At 64.0% G+C, this 25,795-nt stretch carries 13 protein-coding genes; 7 read left to right on the forward strand and 6 right to left on the reverse strand.

Annotation, left to right across the window (positions count from 1 at the left end; all coding sequences use genetic code 11):
• Window positions 1-108: 108 nt before the first annotated feature.
• The 4 genes from HXS66_RS17025 (at window position 109) to HXS66_RS17040 (ending at window position 5,629) form a co-directional block, all read left to right on the forward strand.
• Window positions 109-1,839, forward strand: coding sequence for a thiamine pyrophosphate-dependent enzyme (locus tag HXS66_RS17025; RefSeq protein ID WP_084208315.1), 1,731 nt, complete (start codon window positions 109-111; stop codon window positions 1,837-1,839).
• 299 nt (window positions 1,840-2,138) lie between these two features.
• Window positions 2,139-3,305 carry a nucleotide sugar dehydrogenase gene (locus tag HXS66_RS17030; protein ID WP_176504145.1) on the forward strand — a complete coding sequence of 389 codons (1,167 nt, stop codon included), beginning with the start codon at window positions 2,139-2,141 and terminating at the stop codon, window positions 3,303-3,305.
• A gap of 251 nt (window positions 3,306-3,556) precedes the next feature.
• On the forward strand, window positions 3,557-4,864 hold the full coding sequence (locus HXS66_RS17035; protein ID WP_176504146.1) for an O-antigen ligase: 1,308 nt from the start codon (window positions 3,557-3,559) through the stop codon (window positions 4,862-4,864).
• A gap of 114 nt (window positions 4,865-4,978) precedes the next feature.
• Window positions 4,979-5,629 carry a DsbA family oxidoreductase gene (locus HXS66_RS17040; protein ID WP_176494474.1) on the forward strand — a complete coding sequence of 217 codons (651 nt, stop codon included), beginning with the start codon at window positions 4,979-4,981 and terminating at the stop codon, window positions 5,627-5,629.
• Window positions 5,630-5,772: 143 nt separating this feature from the next.
• Here HXS66_RS17040 and HXS66_RS17045 read toward each other — a convergent pair whose 3' ends face one another.
• The 6 genes from HXS66_RS17045 to HXS66_RS17075 form a co-directional block, all read right to left on the reverse strand.
• Complete coding sequence (locus HXS66_RS17045) at window positions 5,773-7,113, reverse strand: aminotransferase class I/II-fold pyridoxal phosphate-dependent enzyme (protein ID WP_176504153.1); 1,341 nt, start codon at window positions 7,111-7,113, stop codon at window positions 5,773-5,775.
• A 257-nt stretch (window positions 7,114-7,370) separates the two neighbouring features.
• Window positions 7,371-15,515: a type I polyketide synthase gene (locus HXS66_RS17400; RefSeq protein WP_218015201.1), complete on the reverse strand. Its 8,145-nt coding sequence runs from the start codon at window positions 15,513-15,515 to the stop codon at window positions 7,371-7,373.
• On the reverse strand, window positions 15,512-17,263 hold the full coding sequence (locus HXS66_RS17060) for an LTA synthase family protein (RefSeq protein WP_176494482.1): 1,752 nt from the start codon (window positions 17,261-17,263) through the stop codon (window positions 15,512-15,514). Before HXS66_RS17060 ends, HXS66_RS17400 begins: the two co-directional genes overlap by 4 nt.
• Window positions 17,264-17,390: 127 nt before the next feature.
• Window positions 17,391-18,284 carry an SDR family oxidoreductase gene (locus HXS66_RS17065; protein WP_240704298.1) on the reverse strand — a complete coding sequence of 298 codons (894 nt, stop codon included), beginning with the start codon at window positions 18,282-18,284 and terminating at the stop codon, window positions 17,391-17,393.
• 197 nt (window positions 18,285-18,481) lie between these two features.
• Window positions 18,482-19,906, reverse strand: a complete 1,425-nt coding sequence (locus tag HXS66_RS17070) for a capsule biosynthesis protein (RefSeq protein WP_255303324.1) — start codon at window positions 19,904-19,906, stop codon at window positions 18,482-18,484.
• Window positions 19,907-19,909: 3 nt separating this feature from the next.
• Window positions 19,910-21,883, reverse strand: coding sequence for a capsular polysaccharide biosynthesis protein (locus tag HXS66_RS17075; protein WP_308478557.1), 1,974 nt, complete (start codon window positions 21,881-21,883; stop codon window positions 19,910-19,912).
• Between the two features lie 787 nt (window positions 21,884-22,670).
• Between HXS66_RS17075 and HXS66_RS17080 the strand changes: the two genes are divergently transcribed.
• The 3 genes from HXS66_RS17080 to HXS66_RS17090 form a co-directional block, all read left to right on the forward strand.
• On the forward strand, window positions 22,671-24,431 hold the full coding sequence (locus HXS66_RS17080) for an SLC13 family permease (protein ID WP_176504148.1): 1,761 nt from the start codon (window positions 22,671-22,673) through the stop codon (window positions 24,429-24,431).
• A 186-nt stretch (window positions 24,432-24,617) separates the two neighbouring features.
• The gene (gene cysQ, locus HXS66_RS17085; protein ID WP_176504150.1) at window positions 24,618-25,457 is read left to right on the forward strand and encodes a 3'(2'),5'-bisphosphate nucleotidase CysQ; all 840 of its coding nucleotides are present in this window, start codon (window positions 24,618-24,620) and stop codon (window positions 25,455-25,457) included.
• Window positions 25,458-25,613: 156 nt separating this feature from the next.
• A partial coding sequence (locus tag HXS66_RS17090) for a phosphoadenosine phosphosulfate reductase family protein (protein ID WP_176504151.1) occupies window positions 25,614-25,795 on the forward strand: 182 nt, incomplete at its 3' end.

Below are 25,795 nucleotides of genomic sequence, written 5' to 3' on the forward strand. Positions count from 1 at the left end.
CCATTGCATTTCCTCGGGTCATCCCAACGTCTTGTTTACTGTTTATTCGAATGAGTGAATGCATCGCTCATCCTTCACCGCAACTCAACGGAAAAGGAAAGCGCCCCCATGTCCAAGTCCCATTCTTCGGCCCATAGCGTCTCCGAGATCATCACCGAATCCCTGCTCGAGGCAGGTGCCAAGCGCTGTTACGGCATCGTCGGCGATACCATCAACCATTTCACCGACGCCATCCGGCGCTCCGAGATGGAGTGGGTGCATGTGCGGCATGAGGAGGTGGCCGGCTTCGCGGCAGGGGGCGAGTCCTTCATCAGCGGGGAGTTGACCTGCTGTGCCGGCACCTGTGGCCCGGGGAGCACCCACTTTCTCAATGGTCTGATCGAATCGCATCGCAATGGCGCACCGGTGGTGTTCATCGCCTCGCAGATCGATACCGCCGAGATGGGCGTGGGCTTCCCGCAGGATGTGGACCAGAAGGCGCTTTACTCCCAGTACAGCGTGTTCTGTGAATACCTGACCAATCCCGAGAATGCTCGCCGCATGGTGGCCATCGCGGCGCAGAAGGCGCTGGCGGAAGGTGGGGTCGCGGTGCTGATCGTCCCGGGGGATCTATTCCCGCAGAAGCCGAAAGCTTCGCTGCCTTGGCGTGCCCATCGTTTCTCACCGGTGATTCGCCCGAGTGAGCAGGAGCTGGCCGCCGTCGCCGAGGCGCTCAATCAGCCGGGCAAGGTGTCGATCTACGCCGGGGTCGGCTGTCAGGATGCGCAGGAAGAAGTGCTGGCATTGGCACGTCGCCTCAAGGCGCCGGTGGCCTGGACGTCGCGTGCCAAGGACTTCATCGAGCCCAACAACGAGCAGGAAGTCGGCATGACCGGCGTGTTCGGCCTGCAGGGCGGCTACGAGGCCGTCGCGGAATGTGACACCTTGCTGCTGCTGGGCTGCAGCTTTGCCTGGTCCCAGTTCTATCCGGACAAGGCCACCGTGATCCAGGTGGATCTCGACCCCGGCAAGATCGGTATCCGTCATCCGGTGGATCTCGGTGTCGTCGGTAGCGTCAAGGACACCTGTGACGCGCTGCTGACCCGCGTGGACCCGCGTGACGACAGTGGCTGGCTGGACAGCTGCCGCAAGAAATATCTCGAGGCGCGCGACGAGGCCGCCGTCACCTCCGACGATGAGCATCTGATTCACCCGCAGGAACTGACCCTGGCGCTGGACCGCCATGCCAGTGAGGACGCCGTCTTCACCGCCGATGGCGGCAGCCCCATGGTGTGGTGCCTGCGTCATATCCGCGCCAACGGCAAGCGTCGCACGCTGCCAAGTCTGATGCATGGCACCATGGCCAATGCCTACCCTCAGGGCATCGGCATCCAGAAGGCCTACCCTGAACGTCAGGTGATCGCCATGTGCGGTGATGGCGGTCTGTCGATGCTGATGGGGGACCTGCTGACCCTCAAGCAGGAGAAGATCCCGCTCAAGATCGTCATCTTCAACAACAGCACGCTGGGCTTCGTTGAGCTGGAGCAGAAGGTCGAGGGCATCCTGGATACCTACACCGAACTCGAGAATCCCGACTTCTCGCTGGTCGCCCAGTCCATGGGGCTGTGGGGACGGCGTGTCGAGGAGAAGCACGAGCTGGATGAGGCAGTGCAGAGCCTGCTGGCCCAGGACGGCCCCGGGGTGCTCGAGGTCAAGGTCAACCGCATGGAGCTGGTGATGCCGCCGCACATCGAAGCCGGACAGGTCGCCTCCACCGCGCTCTACTCCGCCAAGGCGGTGCTCAATGGGCGCATGGATGATGTGGTCGATCTGGTGCGCAACAACTTCACCGGTCGGTGAGTATGGTGTGAGAGATTGTGGCCCACTCATGCCTTCGCTCAAGAAGGCATGAGTGAAGGCGCAGACAGGAAGGCCCCGATCCAGAGGATCGGGGCCTTTTCATGCTATGCACATTAGAAATTTGCGTCAGGTCAAGCCAATGTTCCGAGTATCGATCATTGCTTATCAGCGTTATCCTCTAGGGCAAGTATATTCTTAAACAAAGTAGCCTGATCTTGGTGTCGTCACCGCAGTATGAGATAGCTGCCAGCAGAACAGTGCTAGATATTGAATATGGATAAATACAGGAAACATTGGAAATGAAAATTGCCATCGCAGGCACCGGCTATGTCGGACTCTCCAACGCCATGCTGCTCGCACAGCATCATGAAGTGATCGCACTGGATATCGTGCCGGAGAAGGTGGAAGGCCTGAACCGTGGTATCTCACCTATCGTCGATAATGAGATTCATGAGTTTCTGGCGCGTGGAGATCTGAATTTCCGCGCTACCCTCGACAAGGAAGAGGCCTACCGCGATGCCGATTTCGTGATCATCGCGACGCCGACGGATTACGATGCCACTACCAACTACTTCAACACCAAGAGTGTGGAAGCGGTGATTCAGGATGTGCGTGATATCAATCCTGACGCGGTGATGGTCATCAAGTCCACCGTGCCGGTGGGCTATACGGTGGGGGCGCGTGAGCGTTTCCAGACTCAGAATCTGATGTTCTCGCCGGAATTCCTGCGTGAAGGCAAGGCGCTGTACGACAACCTGCATCCGTCTCGCATCATCGTCGGTGAGCGCTCCGAGCGTGCCGAGGTGTTCGCCGGGCTGCTCAAGGAAGGTGCCATCAAGCAGGGTGTCGATGTGCTGTTCACTGACAGCACCGAGGCAGAGGCCATCAAGCTGTTCGCCAATACCTACCTGGCAATGCGCGTCGCCTACTTCAACGAGCTGGATACCTACGCCGAATCACATGGCCTGGATGCCAGGCAGATCATCGAAGGGGTGGGACTGGACCCGCGCATCGGCCAGCACTACCACAACCCGTCCTTCGGGTATGGGGGATACTGCCTGCCGAAGGATACCAAGCAGTTGTTGGCCAATTATCAGGAAGTGCCCAACAACATGATCCAGGCCATCGTCGATGCCAACACCACGCGCAAGGACTTCATTGCGGAATCCGTGCTCAAGCGCAACCCGCAGGTGGTGGGGGTGTATCGCCTGGTGATGAAGTCCGGCTCTGACAACTTCCGCGCCAGTGCCATGCAGGGCGTGATGAAGCGTATCAAGGCCAAGGGTGTGGAAGTGGTGGTGTACGAGCCGGTACTGGAAGAGGACACCTTCTTCGGGTCACGCGTCATGCGGGATCTCGAGGCGTTCAAGCAGGAAGCTGACGTCATTCTGAGCAATCGCATGGCGGAAGAGCTCGCCGATGTGGTCGACAAGGTCTACACCCGCGATCTGTTCGGCAACGATTGACCCTGAGCGCTGGTTCTTGATCGAAAATACAACGCCGCATCCTCGTGATGCGGCGTTTTCATATGGGTTCACAGGGCACCGGGTAGAGAGGGCATAGGTGAAGACTTTCATGCTGCTTGCCTGATGCCAAGGAGGTGGGCAGTTGTGTCAGGCTATCTCTCCCATGGAGTCCTCAATAGCCCTCTGCAGCATGCGCCTGAGTGGCTCGTGCCATCCTTCATAGAGTCATCACTGGGTCAGGAAGGCCAGGTATGCCGTCATACGATTCCCTCGCTCGTTCAGCTTCATCCCCCGTTGACGCCGATGTTTCCTCGGTGACGTCGCGCCCCGTGTCCTGCGGCGTTTTCCTGTTCGGTCTGCTCAGTCTGGTCGTGCCCTCTGGCTATAGCATCGGGCCGGCACTGCTGGTGTTGCTCAGTGGCTATGGGTTGCTGCGCGAGCCGCGCACGCTGCTGCGCGCGCCTGGCAAGGAGGACATGACCGTCATCGGCGTGATGGCGGGCCTCGCAGCCTTGTTGCTGGTGAGCATCCTGCTGCAGGGGGATGCGTGGCAGACGACAGGCGTGCCTATTCGCCTGTTGCTGGCTGTGCCGGTGCTGTTGCTCGTGTTGTCATGTCCTCCGTCGCTGGGGGCGATGTGGGGTGGGTTGATCCTCGGCAGCGTGCTGACCGGCAGCTGGGCGATGTGGCAGAAGCTGGTGTGGGGTGTGCACCGCGCCGGTGGCTTTACCAACACCATCAACTTCGGCGATATCTGCATGCTGATGGGGCTGATGTGTCTGGCAGGCCTGGGCTGGGCAATGGGTCATGCGGGAGCTCGGCGGCGCTATTGGTTGCTGGCGCTGCTGGTTGGCGGTGCGTTCGGCATCATCGGCTCCTTGATGTCGGGGACGCGCGGCGGTTGGATCGGCTTTCCCTTCGCGGCCTGGGTGCTGTATCGCAGTTATGGTGAGGTGATCTCGCGGCGTGTACTGCGGTTGGGCGTCTTCATGTGTGCCGGGGTGATCGCCCTGATGGTGATGACGCCGGCGACCGGTATCCAGCAACGTGTCGAAGCCGGCGTCTCGGATGTCACGAAGTACATGGAAGATCGCAATGCCAGGACCTCGGTGGGCGCGCGTTTCGAGATGTGGCGGGGCGCCTTGCTGATGATCGCCGAGCAGCCGTGGCTGGGCAGGGGCGAGACGGGGTATGCCGAGGCGCGTGATGCGATGATCGAGCGGGGAGAGCTGAGTCGCCACGTCCAACCTTATGAGCATCCCCACAACGAGTTTCTCGATGCCTGGGTCAAGCGTGGGGTACTGGGCTTGCTGGCGTTGCTGGCACTCTATCTGGTGCCGCTGCGACTCTTCTACCGTCGCCTGGACAGCGACGACCTGACATTGCGCTCACTGGCTGTCGCCGGCGTGCTGCTGCCGCTGACCTTTCTCGACTTCGGGATGACCTGGGTGATGTTCTCCCAGGCCAGCGGCGTGATGGTCTACGCCTTCTGGCTGGCGATCGTGTGGGGCACGCTGCGCGCCCACGAGCGACGCCTCGAGACACTGCAGGCACCCTGAGAGTATTTTGACCTGCGAAGGTGACGGGTCTAAAGTACGCGCAAAATTTGAGCAATCGCTCACGACTATTCACGTGGGGTGAAGGAGGCTGCTTCACCGCTCAGGAGAACTGACATGCAAGACAAGCTCAAGATCGACATCGTCTCCGACGTGATGTGCCCGTGGTGCGTGATCGGCTACAAGCGCCTCGAGAGCGCCATTCAGTCACTCGGCCTGGAAGATAGCGTCGAGATCGAATGGCAGCCCTTCGAGCTGAATCCGGACATGCCGGCACACGGCGAGAATCTGCGCGCCCATATCGAGCGCAAGTACGACACCACGCCCAAGGCCAGTGCCGAAGCACGTCGCAATCTGACCGCACTGGCAGCCGAGGAAGGCCTGGTCTTCAATTTCTTCGACGACATGCGCATGGTGAACACCCTCGAGCTTCACGTCCTGCTCGAGTACGCCGCCGAACAGGGCATGCAGCATGACCTGATGATGCAGTTCTACGCTGACTACTTCACCTTGCAGAAGGACATGTCGGACCGCGCCGTGATGGCGGACTCTCTGGCTGCGGTCGGGCTGGATGCCACCGAAGGTCTGGCACAGCTGGACGACCCGGAAGCCCTCCAGCAGGTAAGGGCGCGCGAAGCCCATTGGCAGCAGATGGGCATCTCCAGCGTGCCGACCTTCGTCTTCAATCGTCGCAGCGCTCTGAACGGCGCTCAGCCTAAAGAGGTGTTCGAGCAGGTGTTGAGCGAACTTTCGGGAGATCAGGCTTGAGCCTCACCGATTGAGGCACTGATTTTCGGTAATTGCGATCCCGTGACAAAAACGCGGCCCCGCTGAAGAGCAGGGCCGCGTTTTGCGTTCTGGGGTGTGAACTGGCAGAACTGGCCGATCCGTCACGTGTGGGCTGACGACCCTCAGAGCCCTGCCTTGATGTCGCTCAGCTGCTGGATGAGGGTCTCGAGGACGGCGTCCACCTGGGTTTCGGTGTGCTCGCAGGAGAGGAAGAAGCGCAGACGGGCGCTTTTCTCCGGGACGGCGGGGTGCAGGATGGGCTGGACGTTGAAGCCGGCCTCGAACAGCTGGTTGGAGAGGCGTGCCGCCACCAGGGAGCTGCCGAGGATGACAGGCACCACCGCGACGCCCAGGCTGTCGCCGACATCCAGCCCCAGCGCACGGGCGCGCGTGAGGAAGTAGCCGGAGACGGCATGCAGGCGGGCGATGCGCTGTCTGGCATCGTCGCCCTGGAGCAGTTCGAGGATCTTCAGCGACGGGGCGGCGACCTGCGCCGGCATGCCCACCGAGTAGAGGAAGCCCGGCGCGAAGTAGCGCAGCATGCTGACCAGTTCCTTGCAGCCGGCGATGTAGCCGCCGCAGCCGGACAGCGTCTTGCTCATCGTGCCCATCCAGATATCGACGTCACGCGCAGCGATGTCGAAGTGCTCCCTCAGGCCGAGCCCACGCTCCCCAAGCACGCCGAAGGAGTGGGCTTCATCGACCATCAGCCAGCAGCGGTACTGTTGCTTGAGGGCGATCAGGCGTGGCAGGTCCGGCACGTCGCCGTCCATGCTGTAGAGGCCTTCGGTGACGATCAGCACGCGCTCGAACTTGCCGCGCTGACTGCTGAGCAGGGCTTCCAGAGCGTCCGGGTCGTTGTGCGCGAAGGGCATGCGACGAGCGCCGGAGAGCTGAGCTCCCACCAGCGAGCTGTTGTGGATCCACTCGTCATGCAGGATGAGGTCCTTCGGGCCGAGCAGATAGCCCAGCGTGGACACGTTGGTGGCATGACCGCTGACGAACACCACCGCATCCTCGACCTCATAGGTGCGCGCCACAGCCGCTTCCAGCTCGCGATGGATCGGGCGCTCACCGGAGACGGCGCGTGAGGCCGACACCGAGGTGCCGTAATGGGCCGCCGCCTCGGCCGCGGCCTTGATCACCTCGGGATGACGGGAATAGTCGAGGTAGTTGTAGCTGGCGAAGTTGACCAGCTCGCGCCCATCGATGCGCGTGGTGGCGCCTGCGCAGCCTTCATGCACGCGGAAGAAGGGCTCCGGCACGCCGAAGGCGGCGCCGGCCTGCTGCATCATGCTCAGCTGCTGATAACCGGGCTGGCGATCGAAGCGCACGAAGTCATCGCTGATCTCCAGTGGAGCGGTTGTCCTGTGCGCGAAGATGTCGTCTTCGGGCTCTTGAGCCTGTGCGGTGGTGGGGCGAGTACGGCGTGCACGGGCCTTGTCCAGCAACTGCTGTTTCATGTCACTGGCGGAAGATCCGGGGGTATGACGTGATGCCAAGAGTCGAATTCCTTTCACGATGTTGCTGACCCAAAAACGGGCGCGAGAGCCGTGGCTCCCCGCCCGTCGGGTACGTGATGCATGTCGGCGCCGCCGTTGGAAGCGACGCGAACCTGTGACGATATGACTGGGACGTTACGGCAAGACGGGAGCCGGCGCCAGTCTCGCCTCGCCGTCACCGTCCTGCAGCCGTCGCCCGCGTCTTATCCGCTCGGCGGCTACTTGCTGACCATCTCGCCGCGCTCGCCCTGGGGAATGGCATCGCCACCGTGCTGCTTGACCAGCTGCGCCATGGCCTGATCTTCACTGCTGCTCTCGGCGTCCTCGCCATCGGCCGCGCTCATCTTGTGCATCAGACGCTCTGCCAGACGCCACAGGGTGGCAGCCTCGCTGATCATCATGACCGGGATGCTGATGCCCAGACGCGCCTCCACCGCCGTCATCAGCTCGACCCCCATCAGCGAGTCGAAGCCCATGTCATAGACGCTCTTGTTGACGTCGATGGCGGCCACGTCGATCAGCAGGATCTTGCTGAGCTCGCCCTTGAGGATCTCGACGATGGCGGTCTGCAACGCCTCACCGCTCAAGCCCGCCAGGGCCGCGGCGATATCGTCCTGCTGCGCCTGACTGCCGTCATCATCTCCGGCGCGCCGTGCGATCTCGTCAAAGCGCGGTGTCGCGGCCGTGGGCAGGAAGCGCGCCAGCGCTCCCCATTCCAGCTCCAGCACGCCCAGCGAGCGACCCGGCTTGCCGAGTACCAGCGCCTGCTGATCCGTCACGATCATCTCGCCGAGACAGGCCAGGGCGTGATCCGCCATCAGCGCATCACCGCCCAGACGATTCTTGAGCGCTTCGCGAGTCTTCTCGTTGCGCGCCAGGAAGCCGGCATCCTCGATCGCGCCCCAGCGGGCACAGGTGGCCGGCAGGCCACGCGCACGACGATTGGCGGCGAGCCCCTCCAGCCAGTGGTTGGCTGCCACATAGACACTCTGACCGGGATTGCCGAACAGTGTGGTCGCCGAGGAGTAGAGCACGAAGAAGTCCAGCGCATGCTCGGCACTCAAACGATCCAGCAGACGTGCGCCCTCGAGTTTCGGGGTCATCACCCGCTGGATGCGCTCGGCGTCCAGATGGCGGATCAGCGCATCGTCGATCACCGCCGCAGCATGGATGATGCCCTTGAGCGGCGCGATGGCATCTTCCGCCTCACTGGCATCCGCCGGCGTGGTGAAGCGTGAGAACACGGCCGTGAGCGCCGCTTCATCGGCGACATCGCAGGCCAGCGCATGCACGCGCACGCCTTGTGCCTCGAGACGCGCGACACCTGCCTGTGCCTCGTCACTGGCAGCGCCGGAGCGCCCCAGCAATACCAGTTCACGAGCGCCTTGTGCGGCCAGCCACTCGGCGCTGCGCAGCCCGAAGCCCCCGAGGCCGCCGGTGACCAGATAGCTGGCCGCCGGGTCGAGACTCAGCTCGCCGGAGTGCGCCGCCAAGCCGCCGGCGGTCATGCCAGAAGTCCCGGAACCGGCGGGAGCAGATTGCGCCTCGCTCAGCGGTGCAGAGAGGGAGCGCTGGGTGACCACCACCTTGCCGATCTGGCGGGCCTGCTGCATGTAGCGGAAGGCTTCCACCACCTGGCTGGCATCGAAGGTGGTGTAGGGCAGCGGCGCGAGGGTGCCATCCTCGAACAGCGCCATCATTTCGCGGAACAGACGCGTGGTCAGGCCCGGGCATTCCTTCATCAACTGATCGGAGTCGATGCCGAAATAGCTCAGGTTGTTGCGGAACGGACGCAGCCCCATCGGGGTGTTCTCGTAGAAGTCACGCTTGCCCAGCTCACAGAAGCGCCCGAAGGGCTTGAGCACGCGCAGATTCTGGACGATGGCCTCACCGGCCAGCGAGTTGAGCACCACGTCGACACCGCGTGCATCCACGCTCGGATCGCGCTGCTGGCGGGCGGCGAGGTCGGCCAGGATGTCTTCCGCGAAGCCGTGGCTGCGCGAGTCATAGACGTTCTCGATGCCCATCAGCGCCAGGAAATCACGCTTGGCGGGCGAACCGACGGTAGCGAACACCTCGGCGCCCAGCCACTCGGCGATCTGCAGCGCCGCGATGCCCACCCCCCCGGCAGCCCCGTGGATCAGCACCTTCTCGCCGGCTTCCAGACGCGCCAGATGCTTGAGGGCGTAGTAGACGGTGAAGAAGGTGGTCGGAATGGTCGCTGCCGCTTCCAGACTGACGCCCTGAGGCACGCGGGCCAGCGCGGTATCCGCGATCACCAGGCGGTCCGAGAAGCTGGCGGGGCCGAAGCCGACCACCCGCTCACCGACCGCGAATTCGGCGTTGTCACCGGCGCGTGTCACCACACCGGAGAACTCGAGTCCCAGGCTCGGGCCGGAGAAGCCGTGCTCGATGGCTTCATCCGACAGCAGCCCGAGGGTGTACATCACGTCGCGGAAGTTGAGGCCGGTGGCCTCGACACGTACCTCGACGTCACCGCGTGCCACCTCGGGCAGGTGACGCGGCTGCCACTCGAGATTGCGCAGCTGGCCCGGCTGACTGAAGCCCAGACTCACGCTGCGGCGATCCTGCCGGGCTGTCTCGCTCTGGTCTGCCGCCGTCTCGTGGGATGCCTGCTCGGCGGTCATCGCAAGCCTTGCCTGTGCAGGGGCTGTCACCTGACGCAGGCGTGTCGCGAAGCGGGCGCCATTGGCATCCAGCACGACTTCCTGCTCGTGATCCGGGGCTTCGACTTCCTGTACCAGCGCGTTGATCAAGGCTGACGTGCTGACGGCGTCGCTTCCCAGTACCGGCGTGTCCAGCAGGCGGATATCCAGTGACTGGCTCTCGTTGGCCAGGCTGCGCGCAAAGCCCCAGCTGGCGGCATCGGCAGGCGCCTCGGTCGCAGTCGCACCCCTCGAGGGCGGCGACTGCCACATGGCGGCCACATCATGCGTGAGCACCCAAAGGGTCGGCGCCACCAGACTGTCATCCTTTTCCTGCGCCGCCTCGAAGGCCTGGGCGACCTCGGTGAGCAGCTGCTGGCGGGCACATTGCCGGGCGTTGGCGGCAGCGGCGTCGCTGGCCTTGGCCGGCAGTGCGACCAGATGATCGACGCTCGAGAAGCGAGCGAACAACGCCTCCGGGGTGTCTTGCGGCGGCAGCGTCACGTGCGCCACCTGATGGCCACGCGCCTCCAGGGACTGCGACAGTGACGAGATCAGCGTCTGGTCCGCAGCCGCCTGTGGGGTATCCAGCAGCGCGATCTTCAGGGACGTGTGTGGCACATCTGACTGAGCGGAGTCATCGGCCATCGCCTTGCTCGCGGCCATCCACCAGGCACCGGACATCGGCGCCGCGCTGGAATTCGTCGCCGGCAGGCTCAGGCCAAGCTGGCCGAGCAGGCGCTGCCACTGGGCCATGCCAGGATGACTGCGCAGCTGCTCGCCGTAGTCCAGCGCCAGTATCGGGCCGCTCCAGGCGGCTGGCTCACAGCCACACAGCAGGACCTCTGCGCCGGGGGCCAGGCGTTGCACCAGCTGACTGAGCAACTCGCGGGCCTGAGACGGCGCTTCCATGTCCAGATGCACGATCGCGACCTGTACCGGCGCCTGGGGGCTTTCCCAGCCCTCGCTGGCGGTGACATCGATCAGCGGCAGGTCTTCCTGCAGGCGCTGGGCCTCGCCGAGCGCACTCTGGCTGGCGGCGAGGAAGGTGTAATCCAGCGCATCGAAAGACGGCTCACGCCGGTCGGCGAGACGCAGTGCTTCCAGTCGCTGTCCCAGCCACGGGCCACCGGCACCGAGTTCCAGCACCGACAGACGCTGGCCGGCGGGCAGTTCACCTAGGCTGCGGGCGAGACGTTGATCCAGCTGCGCGCTCAGCCACTGCCAGCCGGCATTGCCGACGGCGGTCTTGAGCAGGGTGGGGATCAACGGCTGGCGCAACTGCGCCAGTGCCGCCTCGGCGTCCTGGGTGAGGGTGTCAGTGGCGAGTCCCTCCACGCCGGAGACTTGAGCGGTGGGCGAGGCTTGCTCGGTATCATCCAACACGTCCGCCGCGGAATCTGCCTCGGTGCCATCCAACGGGGAGCTGCCCAATGGTGTGCCGCCCATCGGCATGCCACGGTTGAGCCATTCGTCCAGGTGCAGATGCAGGCGGCCTGCCGCATGCGTCAGCGGGAACTGCCCCGGATAGTCACGAACCAGCAGCTGCCAGATGTCGCGGGCCGCCGGCAGGTCCAGCGGGTGGATCTGCCAGTCGCCGCTCTCGCGGGATTCGGTCAGGCCCTGGGCACTCGCCCAGTCGAGCAGCACGCGGGTGAACAGCGGGCTGCGGCGCTGCCAGCGGGACAGCGCCTCGTGATCCAGATGCGGGGCTGCCGGATCGCCCGGCGCCGCGTGGCGCATCAGTGTCTCGTGCACGCTGGCCAGCATCAGGCTGTCGAGCAGCGGCTCCAGCTCATCACGGAAGCGTTGGCTGTCTTCCAGCGGATGCGTGGTGTCGTCGCTGTGGGCAAGCTCGGGCGCCATCGCCTCGGCGACCAGCGACTCCAGCGCCAGGGCGGCGGCAGGGCGCGGACTCAGCGGATGCGGCGCCGCCGTCAGGGCGATATCCAGATAATCGAGGTGGGCCGTGCCATCGCGACCCAGACGCACGGCCCGGAAGCGCGCTTCCTCGGCAACGGCCACGGCGCGCCCGTCAGCATCGTACAGCTCGAAATCGGCACACAGCGAATGCGGGCCGCGCGAGCGCAGGACCACGCGGGCGGTAGTGATCTGTGAGGCACGTACCTGCTCACGCACCTGCAGGCGGCCGACCCGCACCGGCACGAAGGCCATGCCATCGCTGGCGGCCGTCTGGCCCTGGAGCACGCCCAGCAGCGGGATGAACAGCTGGAAGGCGCTGTCGAGCACACCGGGGTGCAGGTGGAAGTCACCGTCCTGCATGAGCATTTCCGGGGTCAGCGCGAAGCGCGCCAGCACCTGCGGATGCGGGGCTGTGCCGACGGTGTGCCTGTTGACTGCGCCTTCGCTGCCACGCTCGACCCAGATCTGCTCGGCGGCGCGGAAGTGCGGGCCGTAGTGCAGGCCCAGCCGGGCGGCGGCCGCGATGTGGGCCTCGCGATCCAGGTCGGCGGCACGCGCAGGCAACGCCGGGGCGCGACGCTCCAGCAGACGGCCACGCGTGGCCGTAAAGGCACGCGCTACCGCATGCAGGTTCCACTTGTCGGCATTTTCAGCGCGGGTCTCGCGGCTTTCCAGACGCATGGCGCCGTTGCGGCTGTCCAGTGATAGTCGCGTCAGGCGCAGGGTGGTGTCATCGAGCAGCAGCGGGGCGCGAATCTCGAAGTCCTCGAGATCCAGCACGTCGGGCAGGGAATCCTCCTCCGCGCTGGCGGCCTGCCATTCGTGGGCGGCCGCCAGACACTGCTCCAGATAGCCGGCACCCGGGAAGACGGCACTTTCGCCGACCTGGTGATCGGCCAGCCACGCGACCTTGCGGGTATCGAGCTGCGCCTCCCAGGTCAGCTGCTGCTGGGCGAGACGATAGCCGAGCAGCGGATGCACGTAATGGCGTTCCAGCAGGCGCTGGCCTTCGCTGGTGGTCTTCACCCAGCATGGCGTGCGCTGCCAGGGGTAGGTCGGCAGATCGACGAAGCGACCGGCCACCGGGAACAGGCGAGTAAGATCCACCGCGCCGGAGAGCAGCAGGCGGCCGCGCAGGTGCTCCAGCGCTTCCAGGCCATCATGGCGGCGCTCCAGACTGGCCAGCACCTGTCCCGCCGGCGCCTCGTCACTGCGCGCCTTGAGGACATCATTCAGATAGCTGCGCAGAATCGGATGGGCACCGATCTCGACCAGCAGACGATGACGGCCAAGGTCCGCCTCGCTGGCGGACTGCCAGCTGACCAGACGCGTGACGGCGGCCTCGAACTGCACCGGCTGACGGATGTTCTCCCACCAGTAGCTGGCGTCCAGGCGTTCGCCTTCGATCACGCTGCCGGTGACGGTGGAGAGGAAGGGAATGCGGGTGGCGCGGGGCGTCAGCCCTTCGAGAGAGGCGAGCAGGCCGTCCTTGATCGGGTCCATCGCCGGGCTGTGGAAGGCATAGTCGAGCCCCAGCACGCGGGCGAAGGTGCCCTGTGCGGAAAGCTCGGCACTCAGGGCCTCGAGCCGTTCGCGGTCGCCGGCCAGCGTGGTGCCGCGCGGGCCGTTGATGCCAGCCAGTGACAGCGAGGCCCATTGTGGCTGTTCCAGCCACTCGCACATCTCGCTCTCACCCAGCCCCACCGCCATCATCGCGCCGCTGCCGCGGGTGCGTCCCTGATGGTGGCTGCGCTGGAAGATGACACGGGTCGCCTGCTCGAGGCTCAAGGCACCGCTGGCCCAGGCCGCCGCCACTTCGCCCACGCTGTGGCCGGTGACGGCCACCGGCTGGATGCCGCGTTCGATCAGCCATTCGGTGATCGCCACCTGCAGCGCGAATAGCGTCGGCTGGGCGATCTCGGTGGCGTCGAGGCGGTTCCCACCGTCCTCGGCCAGGCTGCCGTCCAGTTCCTTGAGCAGCTCGAAGCCATTGAACTCGCGGAAGGCCGTATCCAGTCGGGTCAGGCAGGCGCGCACGCTGGCGGATTCCTGCATCAGGGTGCGACCCATGCCGGCCCACTGACAGCCATTGCCGGAATACACGAATACCGGCCCACGCTCACGAGTGAGGGAGGGCGCGCCGGCCGCCTTGCGCGGCGAGGCACCATTGTCACTCTCGGCGGGCAGCGGGGCGAGGCGGTCCGCCAGGGTGATGCGCGGATGATCGCCCAGCGCAGCCTCACCGCCCAGGGTGTCGAGGTCCTCGATCAGCTGCTGCAGGCTGTCTGCGCTCAGCAGCGCGCCGTGCACGTGATGCTCACGGCGGGCCGCCAGGTGCCAGGCGAGGTCGTAGAGGCTCGGGGCGGCATCGTGCGCCTGCGTCTCACGCAGGTGCTCGGCCAGCTCGCGCGCCATCTGTCTGAGCGCCTCGGGGGAGCGGGCGCTCAGGCGCAGCGGCGGCGTCTGGTCGCCGTCAGTCGTCGGTTGCGCTAGCGCCGGTTCGGGGGCACTTTCCAGCAGCACGTGGGCGTTGGCGCCGCCGAAACCGAAGGAGTTGACCCCGACCACCAGACGGCCGGAGGCCTTGAGCTTGCGCGGCTGGGTGACGATGTCGAGATTCCACTCGTCGCTGCGAATCTTCGGATTCAGACGCTGGATCTTGATGGTGGCCGGCACCTCGCGGTGGGCGATCACGCCCAGCGCCTTGGCCAGCCCCGCCACGCCGGAGGCCGTCTCCAGGTGGCCCATGTTGCTCTTGATCGAGCCGATCGGCAGCGGGCTTGAGCGCTTCTGGCCGATGGCGGCACCGATGGCGCGGGTTTCCAGTGGATCACCGACGGCGGTGCCGGTGCCGTGGGCCTCGAGATAATCGATCTCGTCAGGCGTCACGCCGGCCAGTTCACAGGCGCGCTCCATCAGCTGGATCTGCGCGGCGGGGTTGGGCACGGTCAGGCCGGACTTGTAGCCATCGGTATTGACCACCGAGGAGGCGACGACGGCGAGGATGCGGTCGCCATCGGCGAGTGCCTGATCAAGGTCCTTGAGCAGGAAGATGCCGCCGCCCTCGGAGCGCGCGTAGCCATCGCCCGCCTCATCGAAGACCTGACAGCGGCCGGTCTTCGAGAGCATGGTGGCCTTGGAGAAGATCAGGAAGCCGTAAGGGTGCAGGTGCAGACTGATGCCGCCGGTCAGCGCCATGTCGGTCTCGCCGCTGCGGATCGACTGGCAGGCCTGATGGAAGGCGACCAGCGACGAGGAACAGGCGGTATCCAGTGACAGGCTCGGCCCATGCAGGTCAAAGGCATAGGACAGGCGATTGGAGGCCACGCTGGAGGTGTTGCCGGTGGCGGTATTCGGGCCGATGGCGCTCAGGTCATCCGCCATGCGATAGGAATAGTCGAGACTCGCGACGCCCATGAAGACGCCACAGCGCGAGCCGCGCATCTTCTCGGCGGGAATGCCGGCGTGCTCGATGGCCTCCCAGCTCATCTCCAGCAGCATGCGCTGCTGGGGGTCCATGTTGGCGGCTTCGCGTGGGCTGATGCCGAAGAACGCCGGGTCAAAGCCCGAGATGTCGCCCAGCGAGCCGGCGGCGAAGCTGTAGCTCATCCCCGGTGCCTTCTTGTCCGGGTGCAGGAGGGAGTCCTTGCTCCAGCGGTCATCGGCGACTTCGGTCACCATGTCCTTGCCGGCCAGGAGGTCGTCCCACAGAGTGGCCTGAGTGGTGCCGGGGAAACGGCTGGCAGCGCCGATGATGGCAACGCGTCGGGTCATGAGAGGCTCCTGAACTTCTGAGTCGCGGCGCTGTGGCGAGCATGACGGGCGGTCGCCTCCAGCAGCGCACTTCCTAATGTGTCGATATTGGTGACGCGCGGGTCGCCCTTGCGGCATTGCTCGTCAGTCTTGAAAGGCCCATCGCAGTCGAGGGCCCATTCCATCAGCTCCGGGTCCTCGTCGCGCACGGTCGCCATGGTCTGGCGCGCGGTGTCGTCGGATTCCGGCAGGGCGCTGGACCAGATGAAGCCATCGGTCACGCCATTGGGTTCTCCCAGGGTCGCGTAGACCTCGGGCATGATCGGTACGTGATCCCCATAGAAACACAGCAGCCCGCCGCGCGGCAGCCTGGAAAGCGCCGTGGTCAGCTGGCCGATCATCGCATCGGCGTTCACCAGGTGACGCAGATAGATGCCGAGTTCCTGACAGTTGTCCGGCAGGTCGCCGTCATGCCACTCCGACAGGCGAGCCGTGTCCAATGTCTCCAGATGCAGCGGCCCGTGATTCTCCATGGTGATCACTTGGATGAACAACGGGGTATCGCCCGCAGCCAGCAGACAGTCTTCCACCTTGGCGGCCACGGCGGCATCGCTGATGTACTGACCACACCTGTCGGCATCGCTGAAGTGCGCGATGTCGAGGAATTCATCGAAGCCCATGCGCTTGAGCACCTGATTGCGCAGATAGAAGGTGCCCGGATACGGGTGGATGCACAGGGTGCGATAGCCCAGCGCCTTGTAGCTGGCGGCCAGGTTGGAGACATCACGCCTGGCCAGCTGGTGGTAGGGGTTGAACATGTGCACGCCGAGCTGCTCGGCGGTCAGACCGGTGAGGAAGGCCGTCTCGGTGCGCACGGTATTGGCGCCCCAGGCTGGTACGGCCAGCCGCCCGCAGGGCAGCCCCTGAGACAGGGCGGTGAAGTGACAGCGGTCCAGATTCGGCAGCAGGTCATCGCGCACCTTGGGGTAGACGCGGCGCGCATCGAAGAAGGATTCGCTCTGAACGCTCACCACGTGGGGCAGACAGCCTGGTGCAGCTTCGTTGCCGATCGCCTCCAGCGCCTCACGCGCCGTCTGCCCAGCCGCCTGCAGGGGATCGTGATCCGGCATCAGCGGACGACGGGCCAGGCGAGCGTATGCCAACAGATAGGCGACCATGCCGCGCTCACGCAGGTCATATTCCGGGAACAGCATGATGTCTCGAGTCAGTCGATTGCCGAGCGCATAGGTCATGGCGCCGCTCGCCAGCAGCAAGGCGACCAGCGGTACCAGCCAGGCGCTGGTGTCATCGGCGTAGCGCGCAGAGAACCCCAGTGCGGGTTCCAGCCACAGACCCGTCCCGATCGCCAGTGCGCCGGCGCAGAGGGCGGCAATCGTCAGGCCGATGCCGAAGAAGGGGATATACAGCCGGGGATGCTTGATGGCGTCGGTGAAATACTCGAAGTCCTGGCTCAGGAAAGGCTCACGCAGCGAGACGTATTTGGTGTGACTGACCTGCAGCACCACCAGCCACAGGGCATTGACGACCACCACGGAAAACCACGGGCGTTGCGTGATCAGGGTGCAGAGCGCCCAGCTCGCGCACCAATACCCCACATGGGCGAGCTGGGCGCTCCAGGACCGGCGCCAGAAGACCACCGGTGCCGAGTCCATCTGGCGCAGGATCAGATGCTCCAGCACCAGCGTGACCAGCAGCCCTGCCAGCAGCGGCCAGACCATGAAAGACACGAACGCAATGACAAACTCCATGTAATGCCGACCTCGTTAGCGCTGCCACGGCAGCAGCGGTGTAATGTTCTGGCGCAGATCGCGACCGTCTGGAACCCTGCCCGCGATGCCTGGCATGCGTCGGACAGGGTGGGGGTGAGGCAGCCATTCAGTGAGTGTAATTGAACCATCCCAGCAGACGCTGTGAGATACCGGCTGGCAGCACGCTGAGCCACCAGCAGCCGAAATTGAGCGGGAAGGGGAAGCTGATGCGTGCCCGGTTGCGTGCCGCACCCTTGAGAATGCGGCGTGCGGCTTGCTCGGCGGGCATCTCGAAGGGTTTGGGGCCCGGCATCGCCTCGCACATCGGGGAGGTGACATAGCCGGGCATCACCACCGTCACGCCGACCCCGAACGGCTTCAGCCAGCTTCTCAGTCCTTCCCCGTAGGCCTTCACCGCCGCCTTGCTGCCGCTGTAACTCGGCGTGAGTGCCAGGCCGTGCCAGGCGGCAAGCGAGCTGAGCAGCACCAGCTGGCCGCTGCCCCGCGCCTTCATCGCCATGGCCAGATGATGCGCCATGCCGAAGGTGCCCACCACGTTGGTCTGCAGCAGCCGACGCGCGTCTTCCCAGCGCTCGCCATTGCCCTGGGGGCCGATGTCGGTGTTCATGCCGGCATTGGCGATGGCGATGTCCGGCACTCCCTGTGCGCAGACCTCATCCAGCCAGGTGAAGAGTGTCTCTTCATCGCACAGGTTGAGTACCGTGCACTCCACCTCGGCACCCAGTGCGCGACATTCGCCGGCAATGGCATCCAGCTTGCGCTGCTTGCGACCGGTGAGGATCAGCGTGGTGCCCCGGGCGGCATAGGCACGCGCGAGCGCACCGCCTATCTCGCCGGTCGCGCCCGTGATCAGCACGCGGCGCAGGGCAGTGGCGGGACGCGAACTCTGCTGCGGTGCGCCATCCGGAGCTTGCTTTCCTTCACGCTGCTCGGTGGTCGTTGCGTCATCCCGTGCGGACGGTGCCTGAGTGTCAGGCTGCTGCGGGGGCATTGCCGTCATGATCGTCTCCCTTGAATCCCGACACTCACGGTCGGCAGTTCCCTTGCGTTGTTCATGGTCGTTCTTCTTGTGGCCCTGGGGCAGACACGCGGCCTGTCTTCGGGGGTTCCTGCTCTGCAAGGCGCCTGATGGCGCTCTCATGATCGACGGTGGCATCCCTGCCAACGACGATCTCGATGTCCGGCCTGGAGGCAGGATCAGCAGCGACTCAACATCTGCTCCAGCGGCGAGCGCTCGGCACACAGTATCTTCGAGGCTCCCGTCACTGCGAGCTGCATGCCCGGCTTGCAATAGAAGCCGCCATTGAGCTGCACGGTATGGATGACGGTGTTGCGAAAGCTGCGAAACAGTGTGGTGTCCGGCTTCTCGCCCTGAGTCCAGAACTCGTGCAGGCTGCCCTGGAAGGTCAGGCCGGGCAGGTTGAAGATCGGGTCGCCCATGCAGTAGGTCGGGCAGCGATACTGCAGCGCGACATTGCCGGTGGTGCTGTTGACGGTGATCATGCCCTTGGCATGCTGCAGCAGCTTCTCGAGATTGCCGCTTTCCAGATAGACGATGCGGCCGATCACGTCATAGCGGCGCTCGAGCTCTCGGATCAGCTTCGGGTAATCCACCAGTCCCATGTCGAGTGGGTGGTTCTTGATCACCAGGCGCGCCCCGCGCGGAGCGTTCAGGGCAAAGCTCTTCATCACTCGCTGGATGACTTCCTGCATGTTGGAAAAGCGCGAATGATGACGGATCTGGGCATCGGTATTGAGCTGCAGCGGCAGCAGGTAGAAGGGCGCGCCACTGTTCATCAGCTGTTCGATGCGTCCGGCATCCCGCCGCTTGTACCAGCGCATCAACGGCAGGCGCGTGGCATAGCCGCAGTATTCCTCCGCGGCATTGATACTGTGTGGCCGATAGCGCGGGAACAGCAGCGGATTGGCGGCACCGGCCAGATGATAGGTCATGTCATGACGGGCGCGCTCCCAGAAGGAGGCCTTGAAGCGCTGCGGCGTGGGCGCGTCGTCCAGTTGCCTGCCCGCCTCACGGAACCAGTCGGGGTCACGCGGCAGCAGGGAGTGGCCATTGACCCCCTCGCGCTCCAGCGTCACCCAGAAGGGGCGGAAGTAGCCTTCCTCGAAGACATGGGTGCGAATCCCGAAGTATTCCGCCTTGAGCACGGCATCCCGGTGCACGGGACGACGATCCCCGAACAGCACCTGATCCGTGACGTGGTACCTGCGCCACAGCTCGGCGATCCACTCGCCGAGGTCTTCACTCCGGCCGCGATAGGCATAGGCCTTGTCGTGGCGCCAGTAGAAGCTGTCACCACTGTTGAAGTTGACCTTGATGACCTCGTGCCCGTCCTGCTTCAGCTTGTGGGCAAGATGCAGGAAGAAGGGCGAGCAGACCCCTTGCAACAGCAGGAAGACACGCCGCTGTCCACCACCGGGAATGCGCCGCGCGACAGGTGGGGGGGTCAGCAGAGAGGAAGGCGCGTCTTGCGTGGTCGGATGCATCACCCCGATATCTTCCGACAGCTTGAACAGCGGCTGCAGCGATGCCAGGCCGCGCGCTTCAGAGCCGCCCGACAGGGGAGAATGATGATTCGGCAACGCCAGACTTCCTTGTTGCATAGGTCAGTGCCTTCCAATGAATAGCGCACGATAGCCGCGGTAGAGCCTTGTTTTCCAAGGCAGGGTGATCTTGCGGGTGCCATTTCTCAGCATGGTGCGTTGTTGTTCCAGAATCGTGACAACCGTCTCGGCGTTGCAGTGATGCCCGTACACCGGGTCCACGTACAGCGGGTACTCGATCAGGGCACCCGCCACCAGCGCATCAAGACTCAGGCGCCGTGTGCGACGTTCACAGCTGACGCGATCATGGGTCAGCCCCCAGCCGGCATAGAAAGGCAGCCCGTGGGTCGTGACTTCCACGCCGCGCAACAGTGCCTCGAAGCCCGCCAGGGAACACAGCGTGTGGACATGATCGACCTGTTCGAGCAGCTGGCAGATATCGCCTGAGGTCAACACCAGGTCCTCTGGCGTGTTCTCGCCGGACATCTCCCCGCGCCGACCACCAGAGACAACGTCAGGGTGCGGTTTGTAGATCATGTAGGCATCAGGATGCAATTCCCGCGCCGCTTCCAGCAGCTCACGGTGGGTCTTGATGCCCGGGCAGGCATGACGGATCGAGGCGTCCGACTCCACCTGGCCGACCACCAGCACGATCTCGCGCTCGCCGGCCAGGGCCCGCAGGTCCGGCAGGGCGTCATGTTCTGCATTGTACTTGCTCAGCCCCAGCGCAATGATGCGCTCCCGTAGACGACGCGCCCGCGCAAGTTCGGCGTCGTCAAGCTCGTGGTGCTCAAGCCAGTCCTCCAGCGTGCTGGCACGCTGGGCATCGAAATGCATCGCCTTGTCGTCGACGATCAGCGACAGGGGGCGGGTGAGATCCACCCCCAGACCGACGGAGCGCAGAAAGCCGTCTTCGATGCGCCAGATCTCTCCGCCCAGACGCTCGACGGATCGGGCGAAATCCTGAGTGGTCCTGCCGGCCCAGCTGAGAACGCGCAGCGGAGCATTCTCGGGAGTGCCAAGGGTGAGCGTCTCCAGTGCTTGAGACTCACGGCGAGTGAAATCGCATCTTGCCCAGGGGCCGAGAAATGCCGGCAGGAATCCACGCTTCCAGCGCGAGTAGCCAGGTGCGATCCAGTGACCTGTCAGATGTTCACTCTGGCGTTTCTGGTCGGCCAGCAGCTCAAGGACCTCCTCCAGCGAAGCGCGCTCCCCGGTGTAGGGGTTGGCATAGCGCGAATACTCGAGGTATGCCGCGGCGAAGACCTGTTCCAGACGGCGTGATTCGCCGCGGCGCTCGCATGCCTGGCGATCCTCGGTCAGCCCCCAGCCGGCATAGAAGGGCAGGCCATGACAGGTCACCGGCAAGCCGGCCAGCAGTGCCTCGAAGCCCAGCTGGCTGGTCACCACATGCACGGCGTCCACCTGCTCGAACAGTGACCAGGGATTGATGTCGTCGCTGAGCAGGGTACACCCCTGTCGGCGTGCCTCTTCCACCAGATAGCCCTGCTTCTTGCCGGCGATCACATCCGGATGTGTCTTCACCCACACCTCGGCCTCCGGCTCGGCGCATGCCTCTCTCAACATGGCGAGAAAGGTCGCCTGCGTAGCCATGCCGCCTTCTATCGAGGCATCGCCAGATGTCTGGTCCACCACCAGTACACGCCGCGCCTTCGTTCTGGCGGGCAGCTGTCGCTCCGGCGCATGGTTGTACTTGCTCAGGCGCTGGTGGCGCAGACGCTGCATGGAAGTGCGGGCACGCATCAGAAGCACCTCGTCCTGACGCTCAGGCGCCTCAAGAATCAGCTGCTCCAGGTCACTCGGCTGGCGGGCGTCGTAATAGATGCCCTGATGATCCACCACCATCGACATGGCGGGGTAGCCTGCACTTGCCAGCGTGAGTGAGCGCACGAAGCCGTCTTCCAATGCGATATAGGGCAGCGCATGTTGCCGGGCATACGCGCGCGCCTGAGCCGCCGTTGCCTTGTGTCCCCATCCGACGACCGCGCTGGATTCAGTGCGGGAAATAGGGCGTATATTAGCATTTTTTGTACTACTAAAGTCGAATATCGAAGAGAAGGAAGTGGCCTTGAGAGGTGCTGTTTTCTGGCGAGGTAAAAAGGCAAAAAGTGGTGATTTTCTTACATTTTTGCCGGTCGCAGGTGGGGTGGCAGCGGTGTCTTTCGGGCGACACGAGGAGTGGTGGCATGCAGGCGGAGGGCATGTCGCACCGAGAGAGGCCGAGACACCGGCCTTCTTCAATGGCAACAGCTCCGGAATGAAAGCCTCGAGGTGAGGCTGGCGCAGGATTCCACGTGAAAAGCACAGTGTCTGCCGGGAGGCCCCGCATGTCGGGGGGGGCCGGTGATTCGGGGAGTCAGCGTGAAAGGCGCAGCGAGACTGCATGAAAAGCCACCATCCATGTTTTTTGATTGCGCCCAGCATGCAAGATATCCGTTGCACTGAAAAAAAGTGACTGCTCACTCATGGTAATGGCGACGTCCTTGCCGCTCTTGCGGCATTACCGTTGACGCAGAGTCCGCAAATAGGGAAAGTACGCAAAGTGACGAATGAATTCAATCAAAGTCTTCGTGGGTGAAACTGGTAGCAGGCAAATGATTAGTCTGAGCGTTTTGCCTCAAGTCAGTCTTATTAACTGCATGCTTTAGTGGCATGAGGTTTGCTGCTAATGTGTCCCGCTTCGATAGAGAATGTCTCCTCGCCAAGCTCGGTGGGTCATGCACCTCACGAATGAACGCGCTGAGCAGAAACGAGAAGCGGCAGGATGCCAAGGGAACATCTGTAGATGGATATCGCGCAGCACATGGATGCTGTCATTACACTCGTCGTCACGATAGGTGTGCTGGCAGGACTGATCTGGAACCGTTGGCCCGCTGAGTGGCTGATGATGGCAGCCGCCGTGCTGCTGATCCTGCTGGGTGTCATCTCTCCCAGCACCTTCCTGTCCGGTTTCGCCAATCCGGGGATCATGACCATCGGCGCACTCTTCGTGGTGGCGGCCGGGGTCCAGGAGACCGGCGCGCTGCGCTGGATGCTGGAGCGTCTGCTCGGGCGTCCCACCTCACCGTCTTCCGCATTGGCACGCCTGATGCCGATCACCTCGCTGTTGAGTGCCTTCCTCAACAATACTCCCGTGGTCGCACTGTTCATCGGTCTCGTTCAGGGCTGGTGCGCGCGCATGAAGATCTCTCCCTCCCGTCTGCTGATGCCGATGAGCTACGCCGCCATTCTCGGCGGCACCTGTACCTTGATCGGCACCAGTACCAATCTGGTGGTGGATGGCCTGCTGCAGTCACAGGCCAAGCAGCCCGGACTTGGCATCTTCGACATCACGGCGCTGGGGATCCCGGTGCTCATCGCGGGCACGCTCTGGATGGTGCTGGTGGGCTGGCGCTTCCTGCCGCAGCGCAAGGGGCTGGTCGAGCAGCTCGGCAATGGTCGCGAATACTCCGTGGCCATGCGTGTCGCCGACAAGGGCCCACTGCATGACAAGAGCATCGAAGAGGCGGGGCTTCGCAGTCTGCAGTACGGTTATCTGGCTGAGATCGAACGCTCCGGCAAGCTGCTGTCCATGGTCGGGCCTGACACCATCCTGCAGTCAGGCGATCGCCTCATCTTCGTCGGCGTGGCGGATACCGCCCATGAAGTCCGTGCCTTCCGCGGGCTCGAGAGCGATGCGGCCGGGCTGGATCTCGACCACCACCAGCGCCGCATGGTCGAAGCCGTCATCGCGCCCAGCTCACCGGTGGTCGGGGTGAGCATCAAGGAAGCACGTTTTCGTACCCGCTATCACTCCGTGGTGCTGGCCGTCTCGCGGGACGGTGAGCGCATCAACAGCAAGGTCGGGGACATCGTGCTGCGCCCCGGGGATACCCTGTTGCTGGAAGCCGCCGCCGATTTCACGCGCCTGCACCGTTACAACCGCGAATTCCTGCTGGTCAGCACCCTGGACGGCAACGGCATGCCCAATCTGACCAAGGCGCCCATCGCGCTTGCCATCATGAGCCTGATGATCGTCACGCATCTGGCCGGCATGGTCGAACTCGTCGAGGCCGCTGTCGCCGCCGCCATTCTGATGGTCTTCACCGGCTGCCTGCCTGCTGCCCAGGCGCGTGCCAGCATCGATGGCAGCGTGCTGGTCGTGATCGCCGCCGCCCTCGCGCTGGGCCAGGCCATGACCGATAGTGGTGCAGCCCAGATCGTGGCTGACCAGTTGATGCAGTTCGGCGGTGGCTCTCCCTTCCTGATGCTGGTGCTGGTCTATCTCACCACGACGCTTTTCACCGAGATCATCACCAACAATGCCGCCGCCGTGCTCATGTTCCCGATCGCCATGGCGGTGAGTGAGCAGATGGGCGTCTCCCTGATGCCCTATGCGATTGCCATCATGTTTGCTGCCTCAGCCAGTTTCCTCACACCGTTGGGTTATCAGACCAACCTGATGGTGATGGGGCCCGGTGGCTACAAGGTCTCGGATTACATGAAGGTCGGGCTGCCGATGAGCCTCATCGTCGGGGTGACGTCCGTCGTCCTGATTCCCGTGATCTGGCCATTCACTGGTTAGACCGGGGGGCCGGGAAAGCCGGTGATGGCAGGTTTCTTGCCTCTTCATCAGGCGAGGCGATGTGGCGCCGCTGGCAGGGCATGGCCGAAACAATAGAACGCCGATGGCGGCACAGGCGCGTATCACCTCAGCCATCAGCGACACAATTGACCTCAGTACAAGACATCAATACGCACAGGAAGGCACATGACAGACACGACTGCGGCAAGTACCACACGCGCGATGTTGACCGCGCTCGAGTCGATTGCTCGCAAGGCCGGCGCCGCCATCATGGACATCTATGAGAGTGGCGACTTCACTGTCGACATGAAGGCGGATGACTCCCCGCTGACCACGGCAGACCGTGCGGCCCATGCCGTCATCGTCGAGGGCCTCAAGGAGATGGAGGCTGAGTTCGGCGCCACGCCGATCCTGTCCGAGGAAGATGCCGACATCCGCTGGGACGTGCGCAGCGAGTGGTCCCGTTACTGGCTGGTGGACCCGCTGGATGGCACCAAGGAATTCATCAAGCGCAATGGCGAATTCACCGTCAATATCGCGCTGATCGAGCAGGGCGTGCCGACGATGGGTGTCGTCTATGCCCCGGCCATCGAGACGCTTTATGTGGGTGCCCAGCAGAGTGAGGGCCAGGCATCCATCGCCGAGAAGCAGGTCGGCGATGGCGAGCGCCAGGCGATTTCCGTCGCTCAGGTGCCCGGTGAGCAGGACAGCTGGCGCATCGTCGGCAGCCGCTCCCACCAGAGTGATGACTTCAAGGCCTTCGTCGCCGATTTCCATGCCTGTGACATCGTCGCCATGGGCAGCTCACTGAAGCTGTGCCTGGTGGCGGAAGGGGCGGCAGACCTTTACCCGCGCCTCGGCCCGACCTGTGAGTGGGATACCGGCGCGGCACATGCCGTCGTCGAGGCTGCCGGTGGGCAGGTGCTCAATGCCGAGACTCGCCAGGCGCTGCGCTACAACCAGCACGATAGCGTGCTGAATCCCTATTTCATCGTGTGCGCCAGACCGGCAGCCCCCTGGGCGTGATGCCCGACTGCGTGGGATGCGCCACGGCGTCACAGGACTGACGTCTGTACATGTCAGTCTGATGTCAAGGATACGTGGTCTTCTTCAGGATGTGCGGCTTCGTCTGCGAGTGAAGAGGGCAGGAACAACTAGCAGAGTGATCTCAAGGAATCTGTAATGACAGCATCGTCCACGGCTGAAAAACTCGGTATCACACCGGAACGTCAGACCCACCTCAAGCAGCTCGAGGCCGAGTCCATCCACATCATTCGTGAAGTGGCGGCCGAGTTCTCCAATCCGGTCATGCTCTACTCCATCGGCAAGGACTCCGCCGTGATGCTGCACCTGGCGCGCAAGGC

This window comes from Cobetia sp. 5-11-6-3 (genome assembly GCF_013374055.1).
Taxonomy (GTDB): domain Bacteria; phylum Pseudomonadota; class Gammaproteobacteria; order Pseudomonadales; family Halomonadaceae; genus Cobetia; species Cobetia marina.